A 16,251-nucleotide genomic window follows, 5' to 3' on the forward strand; every position below is an offset into this window, starting at 1 on the left:
AGTGGGGTGCCAGGGGCAGATGAACTTATGGCATCGCGTAATGTCGCGGCTTTAACGGGTACCTCAGTACGGACCTGGCCATACCGCTACCCCCTCGGCATCCCATAGAGTGACGTCCCCTTGGGCACGTCCCGCCCAGCGCACAGCTCGTCCACCCTCGCTTTTAGAGCGCGCGCATCTCTCACAGCCCCTTCGGAGAGCGCATCCTCAAGCACCAACGCGACCAGGCTCAGGTCCTCCCCATCACGAGCGAGGTCACAGACCGTGCGGGCGGCCGTCGTGCCGGGAAGCCCCTCTACGAGCCTGACATTGCCCACCAGGAGGGGACCGTGCACGATTCTCAACCCCTCCCGCGAGACCTGTCTGCGGATGGGCGACGTGAAGGTGAGCGGCTCAGGGTTGAGCTCGCCAAGCCCCAGCAGCCACGCAGCGGTGTTGTGAGATGCCGCACACGAGCACAAGTCCCTTGACCATGCTGGTGCGGACGGATCAAGCGAGCGCCACGCCACCCATACCGCCTCGTCATGGACCGATGGCGCGCCCGAGGCACGATAGATTCCACGCGCCACCCTCTCCAGATGCCCGTTGGCAGCAAGGCGCGTGAGCTCCATCCTTCCCACACCGGCACCCAGAGCCTGGGCGGCAGTCAGGTAGCCTCATGGAAGCAACGGCCTCAAACGCATCCCTGCACCCCCCGCTGAACCGCGGAGATGCCCTCCTGAACCAGGGACACAACTTGGCCAGCGCGAACCTACCTCTCAAGCTCTTCGAATGCCTCCGAACTCATGACAATCATGTGCCACCTCGCCTTTGATGCCGCATCTTCTCGCCCTCCCGTTGCGCTAGCCTGTTCCCAGGCGCGCAACCACAAAGGAGAGGCCGCAATGAACGACTTCAGCTTCCAGTCCCCCACCCGCTTCGTCTTTGGCCGCGGCTTCTGCGACCGCTGCGGAGATGAGCTCGCAACTCTCGGCGCCAAGCGCGTCCTCCTCGTCTTTGGCGGCGGCTCCGTAAGGCACGCGGGCACGCTCGCTCGCGTGGAGGCCTCCCTTGCCGCCGCTGGCATCGAGTGCGTCGAGCTGGGCGGCGTGCGCCCCAACCCCGAGCTCGGCCTGGTGCGCAAGGGCGTCTCGCTCGCCCGCGAGAGGGACGTGGACCTCGTCCTGGCCGTCGGCGGAGGCTCCGTCATCGACTGCGCCAAGGCCATCGCCTTCGGCGTCCCCTACGAGGGCGACGTGTGGGACTTCTTCTCGGGCAAGGCCAGCATCACCAGCTGCCTGCCCATCGCCTCCGTGCTCACCATCCCCGCCGCCGGATCCGAGGCCAGCGCATCCTGCGTCATCAGCAACGACGCCCTTAGCCTCAAGCGGGGCTGCGCCGGCGAGGTCTTCCGCCCCAAGCTGGCCATCATGGACCCCGAGCTCACCTTCACCCTGCCCGCCTACCAGACCGCGGCCGGCGCCACCGACATCATCTGCCACATCTGCGAGCGCTTCTTCAGCTCTGCCGGCCCCGTCCCCGTGACGGACTCCATCTCCTGCGCGCTCATCCGCACGGTGATGGACGCAGCGTCCGCAGCCCTCGAGAATCCCGATGACTACGACGCACGCGCCAACATCATGTGGGCAGGCACCCTGGCGCACAACGACCTCTGCAGCTGCGGTCGCAGCGCCAGCTATGGCAAGCGGGCGGGCGGCTGGGAGAGCCACGGCCTGGAACACGAGATATCTGCCCACCATCCCCAGGTGGCCCATGGCGCGGGCCTGGCCGTGATCCTTCCCGCCTGGATGCGCCACGTCTGGCGCTCCGACGTGGAGCGCTTCCTCTCCTTCGCCGAGGGCGTCTTTGGCCTCGCGCCTGCGGACGAGACGAACGAGGAGGCCGAGCGCTGCGTCGAGCGTGCCATAGACTGCCTGCAGGCCTTCCTCGTGGGAATGGGCATGCCAGCCACCCTGACCGACCTGGGCCTCTCGCCCGCCGACGTGGACGCGTGGATAGAGACCCTCTCGCAGAACAAGGGAGAGAGCTTTGGGGAGCTGCAGACGCTCACCATGGACGACGCCCGCGCCATCTACCTCTCCGCGTTCTAGGGACCCCGGCACTGTCCTCGCGCTCCGCCCATACTGCGGCCCTGCTCTGCATGTAACGTTGTTACCGTAGAGCAGGGCCGCAGTTGCGCAGGTAGATCAAAGGCGCTCTACAGACAGAGTCGTTGCTGTAGGGCTGGCGCCCGAGAAAGGCACCTCGTTGGTTCTTTTCTCGAAGCCCGTCATGTCGTCCTCCGCCGGCTCAGGCCACTCGTTGCCTGGCTGCGGCAGCACGCCCCTGTCGGGAGTCGCGGCCACGACATAAGTTATCCTTGAAGAACTTTCAGAGAGACCTGCGGAGGAGCCATGAGAAAGAGGTTCTGGGACTGGTCCGCACCCATCTATGTCTGGGCCATGCGCGCCGACAAGGGCGGCTACCAGTGGATGTACCACCGCATCGCGGAGGTGGTGCGCGGCCGTCGCGTTCTCGAGCTCGCCTCGGGCCCGGGCCTCATCGCCCTCAACGTGGCCGAGGCCACGCAGAGCATGGTCGCCACGGACTACTCGGAGGGCATGGTCGCCGAGGCTAGGAGGCAGGCCCACTCGGACAAGCTGCGCTTCGAGGTGGCCGACGCCACAGACCTTCCCTACGCAGACTCATCCTTCGACGTGGTGATCATCGCCAACGCCCTGCACATCATGCCCGCGCCCGAAAGGGCCCTCGCAGAGATAGGGCGCGTGCTCACGCCCGGTGGCACCCTGGTGGCACCCAACTTCGTGATGCTCCAGGGGTCCTCGGGGAAAAACCTGTGGGCCAGGTTCCTCGAGCTGTTGGGCGTACGCTTCGAAAGCGAGTGGGACGCAGACGGCTATCTGGCGTTCCTTGCCAGATGCGGCTGGAAGCCACACTACCGCGAGCTTCTCCCCCTGCGCATACCCCTTCTGTACGTTGAGTGCGAGCGCGGCCAGACTCTACAGTGACACCGTTGCCTGTAGGGCGACGTAACATTTGCGCAGGTAGATTAAGGCTGCCCTACAGAGGGTGGCGTTGCCGTAGAGCAGATTGCGGGCGGAGTCGCGCCGAGCGATAGGCGCTGGGGGTGACCCCCATGCGCGCCTTGAAGGCATCCGTGAAGGCGCCTTGGTTGGAATAGCCCACAAGTCTCGCGATCTCGCGCACGCTGCGGACGTCCTCGCGCAGGAGTCGCGCCGCCGTGGCCATGCGCCAGGAGCGCACGTGCTCCTGGGGCGTATGCCCATGCACGCGCTTGAATGCCTCGATCAGCTGGCCCTCCCCCACGTGCAGGGCCTGGGCAAGCGCGCGCGTGGAGAGGTCGCCGGCAACGTTTGACCTCATCAGGCGCTCCACGAGGCTGCAGAGGTCGCGCTCCTTCGACGCCAGGCCCTCCCAGCCCTCCCGCAGGCGGGCACAGCCATCCACAAGCTGGGTCAGAGCCTCGACGACCTTTGCGCGATAGTACGCCGGTGCGACGGTGGCGCTCGGCCGGGCGCCAGAGAGCTCCTCCAGCACGCGGGAGAGCTCGGGCAGCTCGTGACTGCCGTCGAGCATTCCCATGGCATCGACCAGCACCGGCACGCCAACCCCCAGAAGTCGGGCATAGCGGGGAAGGGCGCAGGGCCGAAGGGAGACGGAGCAGGACTTGAAGCGGTGGTCCTCGCAGATCACCTGCTGGTAGCTCTGCCTTCCCCAACGGTATCCGATGAGCGCGGGGTGGCGCGGCCTCAGGCCGTCCACGAAGTACGAGGGCATGTCGAACTCGTAGGATCCGAAGCCGACCAGCTCTATGGAGTACCCACGATGGACCGCCCTCTCGCGCATCGAGAGCTCCATGGAGACCAGCACGGCATCCGCGTCCACGATGGTGTACCAGTAGATTCCGTCACCAAACTCCGGGTCGATCAGGAAGCTGCGGCCGTACGCCCTGAGGTCGCGCGGAAGCCTCACTCCCTTGCGGTGGGCCTCGTCCACGGGAAGCGCGTGCAGCGTGCCCAGCATGGACTCGAAGGTCTGGCGGATGGCGTACTCTCCCCTTCCCCCACGCCCAAGCTCAGACGTCACCCAGAAGGGAGCCTTCTCCTCGTCATATGGCAGACGCTTGTACCACTGCGAGGAAAACTGGCTTTCGGTGAAACGCAGATTGGTTTCGGTGCGATTCCCCATTTTCGGCACGTTCCCCCCTCCTCGAGATCGCAGGGCTATCTATTTGTTAATTGAGACTAACACAGAGCCCTGTGGAGGAGCCAATGGCGGCAGGAGGCACTGAGGGGGACATCACGGTAAGGGAGCTGTGCGCGAGAGGAACGCGCAGCCTCGACCCGCGCGCGCAGCTGCTCGCAGTCACCCTGCTCAACCTCGAGGTGGCGCTTGGCCCGGACCCCTGGCACCAGGCATCAGCCATGGCACTTGCCGTCGCGGCGACCCTCTTCGCCGGCCGTGGGCGCGCGGCCATCACCTGGGTCCTTCTTTATCTGGGCTTCTATCTGGCCGTGCGGGCAATAGCACAGCTCGACCTCTTGATGATGGCGGGCCCCGCCTCGACGCTCATCATGTTCCTGCGCGTCATGCCCGTCTTCGTGCTGGCATCGAATCTGATCGCAACCACGCGCACGGGCGAGCTGGCGCAGGTTCTGCAGTCGCTTGGGGCGCCGCCCCGCCTCATCGTGGCCCTCTGCGTGGCCCTGCGCTTTCCGCCCACGTTGGCGCACGAGTCCCGCTCCATCGCGGAGGCCATGCGCATCCGCGGCATCCTGGGCACCCCCGCCAGCGTCCTGGGCCATCCCGTGCGCAGCGTCGAGCGCTTCATGGTCCCCCTGATCGGGCGAGTGGGAACCATCGCCGACGAGCTGGGAAACGCCGTGGTGGCACGCGGCGGCGAGACGAGCGAGCGGCGCAGCTCCCTCTTCCTCCTGCAATGGCGGGGCGCTGATGCCCTTCTCTGCGTGGCCCTCCTGCTCCTGGTCGCACACTCCGTCCTCGCGCAGGGCAGTATGTCATGAGCGCCGCCGCGGCCAGCGTAGAGCTGGAGCGCTTCAGCTTCCGCTACCAGGGAGCGGAAGCTCCGGCGCTCAGGGACGTCAGCCTTCGCTTCAGTCCCGGCGAGTGCGTGGTGCTCTGCGGGCGCTCGGGCTGCGGGAAGACCACCCTCACCCGTGCCGTCAACGGGCTCATCCCCCTTGCCTACCGCGGCGAGAGGAGCGGCCAGGTGCGCATAGGGGGCAAGCCCCTTGAGGAGCACAGCTCGAGCGAACTGGCGGCGCGTGTGGGGTCGGTCTTCCAGAACCCTCGCAGCCAGTTCGTCAACTCGGAGGTGGTGGCAGAGCTTGCCTTTGCCTGCGAGAACCAGGGCACGAGCAGGGACGAGATGGTATCCCGCATTCATGACGCAGCATCCGACCTGGGAATATGCCCGCTGCTCGGCCGCAGGGCACAGGAGCTCTCCGGCGGGCAGAGACAGCTGGTCATGCTGGCGGCGGCCCACGTCGCGCAGGCTGACGTCTACGTGCTCGACGAGCCCACCGCAGCGCTGGACATCCCCTCGATGCGCCTGCTGGCGCGTGCGCTGGCCCGGCTCAAGGCGGCCGGCAAGACCCTGATCGTCTCGGAGCATCGCCTGTGGTGGCTGAGAGGGCTTGCGGACCGCGTCATCCGCATGGAGGACGGGCTCGTCGCCGGTAGCTGGGGCGCGGACGAGTTCGCCCGCATTCCCCGCGAGACGCGCGCCTGCTGGGGGCTCAGGGCCTTTGGCGAGGACGACCTAACGGCGCAGCTGCGACAGCGCGGGTGGAGGACGCCCGAGGCGTCACCGTCCCCGCGCGAGGATGGAGGGCTCGAGGCCAGGGGGCTGGCCCTGCGCTTCCAGGGCGGCGCACAGGTCCTGGCAGACGTGGGCCTCCAGATGGGGCGCGGGCACATCCTGGGAATCGTGGGCAGGAACGGCTCGGGCAAGACCACGCTCGCGCGCTGCCTCTGCGGGCTCGAGCGCGAGCAGGAGGGCCAGGTGCTGCTGGACGGCCGGCCCCTCTCCCCGCGCATGCGCCTCGGCAGGAGCTACCTGGTGATGCAGGAGCCCGGCTACCAGCTCTTCGAGGACAGCGTCATGGCCGAGCTCGTCCAGGCGCGGATGCAGGGACAGGCGCTTGCGGGCGGACACGCACCCAACGAAGCGGACGACGACGTGCAGCGGCTGATGGGGGCGCTGGGCATCGGCCCGCTCGCCAAGCGCCATCCCCTCTCGCTCTCAGGCGGGCAGCGGCAGCGCGTCTCCGTGGCCGCAGGCATGCTCTTCTCCAGCGAGGCCATGGTGCTGGACGAGCCCACCAGCGGCCTCGACGCGGACGGCATGCGGCGTATGGCAAGCCAGCTGGAGATGATTCGCGCCTCAGGCAAGAGCGTGGCGGTCATCTCGCATGACCTGGAGTTCCTCTCGCTCGTCTGCGATGAGGTGGTCCGTATGTCCGCGGGACGCGCGGGGCCGCCCCTTGCCGTCTGTTCCTCCACCCTTCCCCAGCTCAGGGAAGCACTTGGGTTTCAGTCTCACGAGAGTCTATAGAAAGGAACGAACATGTCTCGTAACACGATAGGGTCTCAGGCGCAGGGCTCTGGCTCCCTCACCGCCAAGGACTTCGTCTTCTGCGCCCTCTTTGGCATGCTGGTCTTTGCGATAACCCTGGTTTTCGCAGGCATCTGCAGCCTCAGCTACCAGACCTCCTGGCTCGCTCACGCCCTCTCGTCGCTCGTCGCCGGCATGGCCTGGATCTACCTCATGCACAAGGTCCCCAAGCGCGGTGCGTTGCTCGTCATGGGCGTGGTCACGGCCATCGCCGGATACTTCATGGGCATGCTCTGGACGGGCCCTGCCGGCATCCTGGTGGGCTCTGCGGTGGCGGAGCTGGTGGCCGGTGCCCCAGAGAGTCGCACCAACGTCAGGCGAGCCCTCTCCTTCTCGGCCTTCATGACCATCTTCTGGCTGGGGCACATCTCGCTTGTCTATCTCATCGGCGCCGATGCCTACATTGACCAGTGCGTCAAGTTGGGCGTCACGATGGAGTTCGCGAGCGGCCTGGTCGCCGTCATGTTCACCCCCTGGATGGTGGGCATCGGCGTGGCGACGGCGGCCTGCGCGTACGTGGGCGCGCTCATTGGCCTGCGCGTGTTCAAGAAGCATTTCGAGAAGATGGGGGTATAGGGATGCCCAAGGTCAGCAACGAGGACCGCAGGAGGGACCAGGCCGGACGCGCGGCCATAGCGCGGCTCTCCAAGCCCATCCGAGGGCGCACGCTGGCCGCCCAGCTGTTCGTGCTGCTCTCCGCCGGCCTGTCGTTCGTGCCCTACCTGGCGCTGGTCTGGCTGGGAGACATCTTCCTCCAGGCGCAGGAGGCGGGCGTCGCGGCAGACGCCCGCCACGCCGACGAGGTGCTGCGACTGCTCCTTGCCGGCTTCGTCCTGAAGCTCACCTTTCATGCCGTGGCGCTGGCAATCACCCACTTCGCCGACCTGCGACTGCGCCTGACCATCCGCCGCGGCATCGTGGAGCGCCTTGGCCAGGCCCCCCTGGCGTGGTTTGGCAGGAACGACTCGGGCAGCCTGCGCAGCGCCATCCAGGACGACACCAAGACCGTGCACACCGTCATCGCCCACGCCCCGGTCGACCTGCTGAACGGCCTGGTCTCCCCCTTGGTGCTGCTGTTGTTCATGTTTGCGCTCAACTGGAGGCTGGCGCTGGTGGGCATCGCCACCGTGCCCATCTACGTGCTGCTGTACGGCTCGTCCATGAAGGACATGGGGCCCAAGACCGCCGAGATGAACGCCCAGCTCGCGGCCGTCTCGTCCACCATGGTGGAGCTGGTGGCGGGCATCAAGGTGGTCAAGGCCTTCGCGAAGACGGGCGAGGCGCACGAGAGGTACACGCGTGCCGCCACCACCTTCGCCGACACCTACTGGGAGTGGTGCGCGCCCATGATCGGGCTCTGCTCCGTCGCCGCCGAGTTCGTCTCCATGCCCCTGCTCCTGCTGGTGAACCTCTGCGGGGGCGGACTGCTGCTCTGGGCCGACCTGGCCACGCTGCCGCAGATCCTCGCCTGCACGCTGATCGCCATCGTGCTTCCGGGGGCCATGATGACGGTGGCAAACATCACCTGGTCCTACCAGCTGGCAGGCTCTGCCGCGGAGCGCCTGGTGGCGCTCCTGGACACGCCCATACTGCCCGAGGCCGCGCATCCCGCGCCAGCCCCGGGCGAGGCAAGCGTCAGCTTGGAGGACGTCTCCTATTCCTACGGTGGCACGCAGGCCCTGGACGGGGTGTCGCTCGAGCTGAGGCCCAACAGCCTGACGGCGCTGATCGGCCCCTCCGGGTCCGGCAAGTCAACCCTAGCGTCCCTGGTGGCACGCTTCGACGACCCGGACTCCGGCAGCGTCAAGCTGGGTGGTGTCGACCTGCGCGAGCTCTCGTCGGACGCGCTCTACGACAGGGTCTCCTTCGTCCTGCAGGACAGCATGCTGCTCAACGCCAGCGTCAGGAGGAACATTGCGCTGGGACGGCCTGACGCAAGCCTGGACCAGGTCCGTGAGGCGGCGCGCCTGGCGCAGATCGACGACCTCGTCATGTCCCTGCCCAAGGGCTATGACACCGTGCTGGGAAGCGACTGGTCGCCCTCCGGCGGGGAGGGGCAGCGACTCTCCATCGCCCGCGCGATCCTGTCCGACGCGCCCGTCCTGATCATGGACGAGGCCACCGCCTTCGCCGACCCGGACTCCGAGCTGGAGATACAGAGAGCCCTGATGGGCCTCGTGAGGGGCCGCACCGTGCTGGTGATAGCCCACCGACTGAACTCCATCATCGGCGCCGACCAGATCGCAGTCATGGAGCGTGGGCGCATCGTGGCCCTGGGCACGCATGAGACCCTTCAGAACAATGCTCACTACCAGGCGCTTCTCAGGCAGGGTGACTTCCCTCTGGACACCCACGGAAAGGAGGCCCCCGATGCGTAGCACGGGACTTCTCGAGCGCTTCCGCCGGTTCATGACCGAGCGGGACCGCGCCATGAACCGCAGCGGCATGGCCTGCTGCGTGCTGTCGGGAGCGCTGGCGGGCGTGAGCCTCTCCGTCATGATGCCTGCCGCGGCAGCGCTGCAGAGCGGATCTCCCCAGTGGGGGCTGGACTTCCCCGCATGGATGGCGGTGCTGGCCGCCATCGCGCTGTCCTCCTGCACGCTCTCGTTCTTTGGCACCAAACTGGGATACACGGCTGGCCTCGGCTTCATGCGCAACATGCAGGTCCTCGTCGGCAACAAGGTGTCTCGCCTGCCGCTGGGTTGGTTTGGGGCCAAGAGCGCCGGACGTCTGAGCCGCATGGTCACGCAAGAGATGCTCAGCACCGGGCAGGCCGTGGCATACTTCATCGGCGGGCTTGCCAAGAGCAGCAGCGCCGCGCTGGTTTTCTGCCTTGGCGGCTGGCTGTGGAGCTGGCAGCTGGGACTCGTGCTCACCGCAGCCATTCCCGCGGTCTTCCTCCTGCTGAAGTTGGCGCAGGCCTGCATCGGCAGGTGCTCTGCCATCGAAAGCCCCGCCGAGCAGGAGCTCGCCTCGCGCGTGGTGGAGTTTGCCCAGTGCCAGGCCGCCCTGCGCGCTTGCCACGCCGGCTCTGACTACCGCGAGCTCAGGGACGGCTTCGACAGCTGCTACCGCGCCGGACACCGCGGCCTCTGGTGGGGCGTGCTGGGAAACGCCATCTCGGGCATGAGCGTGCAGCTCGTGCTGGTCGCCATGGTCACCCTGGTCTGCCGCCTGGGCCTGACGGGGACGGCCGGCCCGCTCGAGAGCGTGGTCATGATCGGCTGCAGCCTGCGCTTCGCGACCCTCCTGAACGACATAGGCCCCGCCGTGTTCGGCATGGAGGAGCGCCGGCAGATGCTGGACGCGCTCGACGAGGTCATGGACGCGCCCGAGATGGACATGCCCGAGCAGAGCCGCCAGCCCCAGGACTCCAGCGTGGAGCTCGAGGGCGTGGACTTCTCCTATGTGAGGGGCACGCAGGTGCTGAGCGGCATCAGCCTCAAGGCTCCGGCGCGCTCCATGCTGGCCATAGTGGGGCCCTCCGGCTGCGGGAAGACCACCATCGTCAAGCTCGTCGCCCGCTTCTACGACGCATGCGCAGGCAGCGTGCGCGTGGGTGGGGTGGACGTGCGCGAGCTGGGCTGCGAGGAGCTGTTCCGGCAGGTCTCCTTCGTCTTCCAGGACGTCTACCTCTTCAATGACAGCCTGCGCAACAACGTGCTGATAGCGCGTCCGCAGGCAAGCGAGGAGGAGCTCGAGCGGGCCGCCGAGCTCGCCGGCGTGAGCGAGATAGTGCAGAGGCTGCCCGAGGGCTGGGACACCGCCTGCGGCGAGGGGGGCCGGGCCCTCTCGGGTGGCGAGAGGCAGCGCGTGTCCATTGCACGCGCGCTGCTGAAACAGGCGCCCATCGTGCTCTTCGACGAGGCGACCTCGGCGCTCGACGCCGAGAACGAGGCCAACATCACGCGCTCCATGGCAGCGCTCAGGCAGCGTTCCACGCTGGTGGTCGTGGCCCACAAGCTGGAGACCATCAAGATGGCCGACCAGATAGTGGTGCTCAACGCCTCCGGCCGGGTCGTGGAGCGCGGCAGCCATGAGGAGCTCCTGGCGGCAGGTGGCAGCTACCGCGACTTCTGGAACAAGCGCTGCGCCAGCGCCCGGTGGCGTCTGGCGTAGGTGCCGAGACGGCAGCGTTTGGCCGGGCCTGGCGGGAGGATACCCCTCTCGCCAGGCCCCTTTTTGTCGTGGCGGCACGGCGTTTGTGCCTTCCCGGACAATCCTGAGCCCCTTTTGGTGAAAGGGTGCCCGCAAATGCACAATCGCCGAGAGGGGCTGGCCGGCGAGGCGAGGCGGACGGCGGCACAACACGCAAGCGGGCACTAGAATGGGACCCGCACGCGACACCGAGGAGGGCACATGAGCTTCTGCATGATCGTCTCGCCGGCCAAGAAGATGGTGGTCAACGAGGGAGAGCCCGCCGCACGCCAGGCGCCCCGCTTCCTGGACGAGGCTCAGGAGCTTGCCGAGGAGCTGCGCCGCCTGGGCCCTGCGGGCGCCCAGGAGGTCTGGCGGTGCTCGGACAGGCTGGCCGAGGAGAACTGGGATCGCGTGCGCACCCTCCCCGAGGACCTGCGCCTGGGCGTCTCGGCCCTCACCGCCGCCGTCAGCTCGTATCGCGGCATCCAGTACACCCACCTGGCACCCGAGGTGATGGACGGCGCGCAGCTCTCGTGGCTTTCACGCCACCTGCGCATCGTCTCGGGACTCTACGGCCTGCTCAGGCCCTTCGACGCCATCGCGCCCTACCGCCTGGAGATGCAGGCGAGGCTCTCCGTTGGCGGCTCGAAGAGCCTGTACGAGTTCTGGGACAGCCGCATCTACGACGCCCTTGCCTGCGAGAGGGGCATCACCCATATCGTCAACGTGGCCTCCCAGGAGTACGCCAAGGCGGTGCTGCCCTGGGCGCTTCCCGACGGGCCCAAAATCGTGACCTGCAGCTTCATGATTCCACGTGCCAAAGACGGTAGGCTCACACAGCCCTCCACCGAGGCCAAGGCGGCGCGCGGCAGCTTCGTGCGCTGGGCGGCGGAGCGCCAGGTGGAGGACGTGCAGGAGCTCCAGGGCTTCGCCGAGAGGGGCTATGCCTTCTCGCCCGAGCGCTCGGGCGAGAAGGCCTGGAGCTTCGTGCGCGCGTGAGTGAGAGGGCGCCTACCTGTTCTCTATGCGCCCCACGTTCTTGATGACGATGGACACATAGCCCTCGGCGTCGCTCGTGAACTCTATGTAGTTGGCGTCCGCTGCGTACTCGCTGGGAAAGGTGATCTCTATGCCCGTGTCCGTCTTGATCTTGTGGCTCTTGGCCATGCGGTTGGCCACCCCGCGCCTTACGGGAACCTCCTCGGGCAGGTCGCTCTCCTGGGCCGCGCGCTCGTAGCGCTCCTGCAGCTCGGGCCTCTCCTCGAAGACGCGTCGGCCAACCTCGCCCGGCGAGAAGGACTCTGCCCTCTCTGCCTCCTGGGCCACCACGTGCTTGGCCTGGGCAACGGCACGCGTGACGTTCTCGCCTGCCTCCTCGGCGACCTCCCGCACGATCTGCTCCACGCGCTCGACGACCTCCTTGCTCGAGGCTTGGGCCACGCACCGCAGGAGCTTGTCGGCAACCACGCTGACCTCCTGGCTGCCCTGGGTGCGCCGCTTGTCATGGAAGTCTATGGCCCCATTGGCCATGTTGACCAGGAGGTAGGTGTCCGCCTTCTGGGTGGGGTTGGGAAGGGTCGAGTCCTGGCGCAGGATGTCGTTGGCCGCGGCGCCGGCCCCGTCGGCCCCAAGCTCGTGCACGAAGGCCTGCTTGCGCGGCAGGAGGATGGCGGCAAAGTAGCGCACGGAGAGGTCCTCGAGGTCAACGTCCTCGGCAGGTGCCGCCATGGCATCCGCCACCTGCCCGCCCGCGTCCTGCGCGCGGGCCTTGAGGTCGCGCGTGTCCGTGAAGTCGCAGACCAGAAGGTCCGCCTGCTCGAGCTCGTCGCAGCGCCTCAGCTCCTCCCAGAGCATGCGCGCAAGCTGCTGCGAGAGCTCCACAAAGCCCACGCCCGCGCCTGCCGCGTAGCTCTCGAGAGCCTCGCGCAGCACGCTGGCCTCGGAGAACTCACCGTGCTTGCTCTCGGCTGACGAGATGGTCTTGCGCAGCTGACGCTGCACGTATGACTTTACCGAACGACCCCCCATGTCCAGCTCGCGCTCGCTGGGGTAGGCGGATCCGCTCTCGAAGTCGAAGGCGTGCAGGATGGCATGGGAGACGTGCATCATGGGAATCACCGGCTTGCATGCGTTGGTACGGGCGGAGAGGCTGGGCCTGCGGCAGACCAGCATAGCGCAGAGTCCCGAAGGCGGGGCGGCCAAAGGAGAAGGCCACCGCTCCAGACAGGTGGCGATGGCCTTCCAGGCATGGTCGGACTTCGTCCCTTACAGGGCGCTGACCTGCAGCAGGGGATCTCCCACCTTGACGAGGGGGCGCCCGCCGATAAGCGTCCCGCTGGTGGCGACGTTCTTCACGCCGGCAAAGCTGTCGTGGTTGGTGACCACGCAGGTAACAACGTCGTCCAGGCCAGCCTCCTTGATGGCCTCGATGTCAAAGGTCATGAGGGGCGTGCCCGCCACAACCTCCTGGCCGTCCTCCACGAAGCGGGAGAAGCCATGGCCGTTCATCTTGATGGTGTCGATGCCCACGTGGATGAGGATGTCGACGCCACCCGCCATGGTCATGCCGATGGCATGGTTGGTGACGGTGGTTGCCTTCACGCGGCCGTTCGCGGGGGCGTACACGACACCCACCTGAGGGACGATGCCACAGCCCTTGCCGAAGAGCCCCCCTGCGATGACCTCATCGCGAACCTCGTCCAGGCTCACCACCATGCCCGTCACGGGCGCGTAGACGGTGCCCGGGGCAACATGGAAGCTTGCCGCGTTGGGCTGGGGCGTGTCGCCCCCGGCGTCGAAGAGCGTGGACTTGATCTTGTCGATGAGACCCATGGTGCCCCTCCTTCTGGCCTCCGCAGGGCGCGGCGCCATTTGTGTTTACAAACTCAAGACCCATCCCAGTATGGCACGTCTGGGACAGCCCGTAGCTAAAGTCTGCGCCCGTAGAGGTAAATGGTGCGGCGGCCGGAGTCGCCGCCAGCTCCCTGACGCTCCTGCACGCAGTTGAAGCCGCGCCTCTCCAGGAACTCCCTGTCGGAGTCCTCGTCGATCACGATGAAGCTGCCCTGGGCGCCCTTGGAGGAGAAGCTCGCGAGCATCTCCTCGAGGAGCCTGTTGCCTATGCCCTGTCCCTGCGCCTTGGGGTGCACCACCAGAAGGTTTATCTCGGACTGCGAGTTGGTGTAGCCACGAGAGATGAAGACGTCCGCCATGGTGAACATGCGCAGCTTGCTGAAGAGGCGCTCCTCGACGAGGATGCCTCCGTTCTTGGCGCGCTTGCGCGCGATGACCATGAGCTCCTGGAAGCGCTCCTCCCAGCTCTCGTTCACCTGAACGCTCTCGTTGGGGCAGAAGCCACCGAAGATGGCCCCCACCACGACCCCCGCGCGCTGCGCCACCAGCGTCACCTGCGATCGGCGCAGGGCCCCGGCGGTCATGACGCGGCCGAAGACCGACCTGTCGTACACGCCCTCCACGCCCACGCACCACACGCGGGAGCAGAGGTCGGTGACGGCCCCGAAGTCGCTGTCACAAAAGGGCCGGTAGACGATATCTTCACTTGCGGCACACATGCTGGTCCTCCTGGGCCTGGCATCTCTCACTATGCAATATTTATGCTGCAGCGGGCGAGATGCCATCGTTCTTTCTGCTGTGAAAGGCCCTTATTGGATATAACCAAGTCAAGCCTAACCAGAGCTTTATCCAATGACATTGTAGACGTGGGTCGCCGCTGTCCGCGAGTCTCCTTTGCGCAAACGGTACCCTGACCACGACAAGGGACACGCAAAAGGGGTCCTGCGGACGAAGACGCTTGGCCTTTTGGATGTGATTGGGCAACATCCGCTGGACGCGGGCGCTCCTATCGTACCATCTTCCTGATGACACGCCACGAGGGCCAAGGGGGGCTCCCATGCAGATGGGCTTTGACAACGACAGGTACATCGAGTTGCAGGCGATGCGCATCCGCGAGCGCATCAACCAGTTTGGCGGCAAGCTCTACCTCGAGTTTGGCGGCAAGCTGCTGGACGACTACCACGCAAGCCGCGTGCTGCCCGGCTTTGCGCCAGACTCAAAGGCGCGCATGCTCCAGGAGCTGGCCGACGAGGCCGAGGTGGTCTTTGCCATCAACGCCAACGACATCGAGCAGGGCAAGCGCCGCAGCGACATTGGCATCAGCTACGACGAGGACGTCCTGCGCCTCATGGACGTGTTCCGAAGCCGCGGCCTCGCCATCGGCGGCGTCGTCATCACGCGCTTCTCGGGGCAGCCGAAGGCGGAAGCATACCAGGCGCGCCTGGCCCAGATGGGCATCGCCGTGTACCGCCACTACCCCATCTCGGGCTACCCCTCCAACATCGACCTCATCGTGAGCGACGAGGGCTTCGGGCGCAACGAGTACGTGAAGACCCACAAGCCGCTGGTTGTGGTCACCGCCCCGGGACCTGGCTCCGGCAAGCTTGCCGTGTGCCTCTCGCAGCTCTACAACGAGCACGCGCACGGGGTTGGCGCGGGATACGCCAAGTTCGAGACCTTCCCCGTGTGGAACCTGCCCCTGAAGCACCCCGTCAACGTGGCGTACGAGGCGGCGACCGCTGATCTGGACGACAACAACATCATCGACCCGTACCACCTGGAGGCCTACGGGGAGGTCACCGTCAACTACAACCGCGACGTGGAGACCTTCCCTGTGCTCAAGGCCATGATGGAGAAGATCTTGGGGTCGAGCCCCTACCAGTCCCCCACCGACATGGGCGTCAACATGGTGGGACTTTGCATCAGCGACGACGAGGCGTGCCAGAACGCCGCGCGCGAGGAGATCGTGAGGCGACACTACAGCTGCGCCGAGGCGATCGCGCGCACGGGCCAGGGCGAGGAGGAGCTCTCCAGGATCGGCCTGCTCATGAAGGAGGTGGGCGTGGATGAGAACTACGACCCCGCCCATGCCGCGGCCCTGCTCAAGGAGGAGGTCACGGGCAAGCCCGCCGGCGCCATGCGCCTCCCGGACGGCTCGGTGGTGACAGGCAAGACGAGCGACCTTCTGGGGGCGGCGGCATCGCTGCTGCTGGTTGCGCTCAAGCGCGTGGCGGGCGTCGAGAAGGACCGCTGGGTGGTCTCCGACGAGGCGCTTGCGCCCATCTCGCGCCTCAAGACCGAGCACCTCAAGAGCCGCAACCCTCGCCTGCACTCTGACGAGACCCTCATTGCGCTCTCCATCTCGAGCGCCACAAACCCGGAGGCCAAGCGCGTGATCGACTCCACAAGGGCGCTGCGCGGCTGCACTGCGTACTTCTCGGTGATCATTTCGCCCACGGACGAGCGCGTGTACCGCAAGCTGGGAATCAACGTGTGCTGCGAGCCCAAGTTCGAGCGGGGAACCTTCTACCACCGATAGGGACACCAGCTGGCGGCCGGGGGCACACCGCGTCGCCCACAACAATGCGCCAAGTCAAGCA

At 66.7% G+C, this 16,251-nt stretch carries 14 protein-coding genes; 9 read left to right on the plus strand and 5 right to left on the minus strand.

The annotated features are described in order from the left end of the window. Positions 1-86: 86 nt before the first annotated feature. On the minus strand, positions 87-650 hold the full coding sequence (locus CZ375_RS05005; RefSeq protein WP_268794216.1) for a type IV toxin-antitoxin system AbiEi family antitoxin domain-containing protein: 564 nt from the start codon (positions 648-650) through the stop codon (positions 87-89). 234 nt (positions 651-884) lie between these two features. On the opposite strand from CZ375_RS05005, the gene CZ375_RS05010 reads away from it, so the two are divergent. Both CZ375_RS05010 and CZ375_RS05015 read left to right on the plus strand, forming a co-directional pair. Then, positions 885-2,090, plus strand: coding sequence for an iron-containing alcohol dehydrogenase (locus tag CZ375_RS05010; RefSeq protein ID WP_077598181.1), 1,206 nt, complete (start codon positions 885-887; stop codon positions 2,088-2,090). 303 nt (positions 2,091-2,393) lie between these two features. Next, the gene (locus CZ375_RS05015) at positions 2,394-3,008 is read left to right on the plus strand and encodes a class I SAM-dependent methyltransferase (RefSeq protein ID WP_077598182.1); all 615 of its coding nucleotides are present in this window, start codon (positions 2,394-2,396) and stop codon (positions 3,006-3,008) included. A 52-nt stretch (positions 3,009-3,060) separates the two neighbouring features. On the opposite strand, the gene CZ375_RS05020 is transcribed toward CZ375_RS05015, so the two are convergent. Further along, on the minus strand, positions 3,061-4,107 hold the full coding sequence (locus CZ375_RS05020) for a helix-turn-helix transcriptional regulator (protein WP_143803079.1): 1,047 nt from the start codon (positions 4,105-4,107) through the stop codon (positions 3,061-3,063). A 185-nt stretch (positions 4,108-4,292) separates the two neighbouring features. Between CZ375_RS05020 and CZ375_RS05025 the strand changes: the two genes are divergently transcribed. The 6 genes from CZ375_RS05025 to CZ375_RS05050 all read left to right on the plus strand — a co-directional run bounded on the left by CZ375_RS05025 (position 4,293) and on the right by CZ375_RS05050 (position 11,797). Beyond that, positions 4,293-5,045 (plus strand): energy-coupling factor transporter transmembrane component T, encoded by a 753-nt coding sequence (locus tag CZ375_RS05025; RefSeq protein WP_077598184.1) that lies wholly within the window; start codon positions 4,293-4,295, stop codon positions 5,043-5,045. Further along, positions 5,042-6,598 (plus strand): ABC transporter ATP-binding protein, encoded by a 1,557-nt coding sequence (locus CZ375_RS05030; protein WP_077598185.1) that lies wholly within the window; start codon positions 5,042-5,044, stop codon positions 6,596-6,598. Before CZ375_RS05025 ends, CZ375_RS05030 begins: the two co-directional genes overlap by 4 nt. A 12-nt stretch (positions 6,599-6,610) precedes the next feature. Continuing rightward, positions 6,611-7,234: an MptD family putative ECF transporter S component gene (locus CZ375_RS05035; protein WP_077598186.1), complete on the plus strand. Its 624-nt coding sequence runs from the start codon at positions 6,611-6,613 to the stop codon at positions 7,232-7,234. Positions 7,235-7,236: 2 nt separating this feature from the next. Further along, entirely contained in the window at positions 7,237-9,036 is a 1,800-nt protein-coding gene (locus CZ375_RS05040; protein WP_077598187.1) for an ABC transporter ATP-binding protein, read from the plus strand. Continuing rightward, positions 9,029-10,777 (plus strand): ABC transporter ATP-binding protein, encoded by a 1,749-nt coding sequence (locus CZ375_RS05045; RefSeq protein WP_200799696.1) that lies wholly within the window; start codon positions 9,029-9,031, stop codon positions 10,775-10,777. The genes CZ375_RS05040 and CZ375_RS05045 overlap by 8 nt, the downstream gene beginning before the upstream one ends. 240 nt (positions 10,778-11,017) lie before the next feature. Beyond that, positions 11,018-11,797, plus strand: a complete 780-nt coding sequence (locus tag CZ375_RS05050) for a YaaA family protein (RefSeq protein ID WP_077598188.1) — start codon at positions 11,018-11,020, stop codon at positions 11,795-11,797. A gap of 12 nt (positions 11,798-11,809) precedes the next feature. Here the strand turns inward: CZ375_RS05050 and CZ375_RS05055 are convergent, their stop codons facing one another. The 3 genes from CZ375_RS05055 to CZ375_RS05065 all read right to left on the minus strand — a co-directional run bounded on the left by CZ375_RS05055 (position 11,810) and on the right by CZ375_RS05065 (position 14,370). Further along, complete coding sequence (locus CZ375_RS05055; protein WP_234966886.1) at positions 11,810-12,970, minus strand: nucleoid-associated protein; 1,161 nt, start codon at positions 12,968-12,970, stop codon at positions 11,810-11,812. A gap of 93 nt (positions 12,971-13,063) precedes the next feature. After that, positions 13,064-13,630 (minus strand): PTS sugar transporter subunit IIA, encoded by a 567-nt coding sequence (locus CZ375_RS05060; RefSeq protein WP_077598189.1) that lies wholly within the window; start codon positions 13,628-13,630, stop codon positions 13,064-13,066. A 95-nt stretch (positions 13,631-13,725) separates the two neighbouring features. Continuing rightward, the gene (locus CZ375_RS05065) at positions 13,726-14,370 is read right to left on the minus strand and encodes a GNAT family N-acetyltransferase (RefSeq protein WP_077598190.1); all 645 of its coding nucleotides are present in this window, start codon (positions 14,368-14,370) and stop codon (positions 13,726-13,728) included. Positions 14,371-14,708: 338 nt separating this feature from the next. On the opposite strand from CZ375_RS05065, the gene CZ375_RS05070 reads away from it, so the two are divergent. Beyond that, positions 14,709-16,190 (plus strand): DUF1846 domain-containing protein, encoded by a 1,482-nt coding sequence (locus tag CZ375_RS05070; protein ID WP_077598191.1) that lies wholly within the window; start codon positions 14,709-14,711, stop codon positions 16,188-16,190. Positions 16,191-16,251 lie beyond the last annotated feature (61 nt).

The organism is Olsenella urininfantis (assembly GCF_900155635.1).
GTDB lineage: Bacteria > Actinomycetota > Coriobacteriia > Coriobacteriales > Atopobiaceae > Olsenella_G > Olsenella_G urininfantis.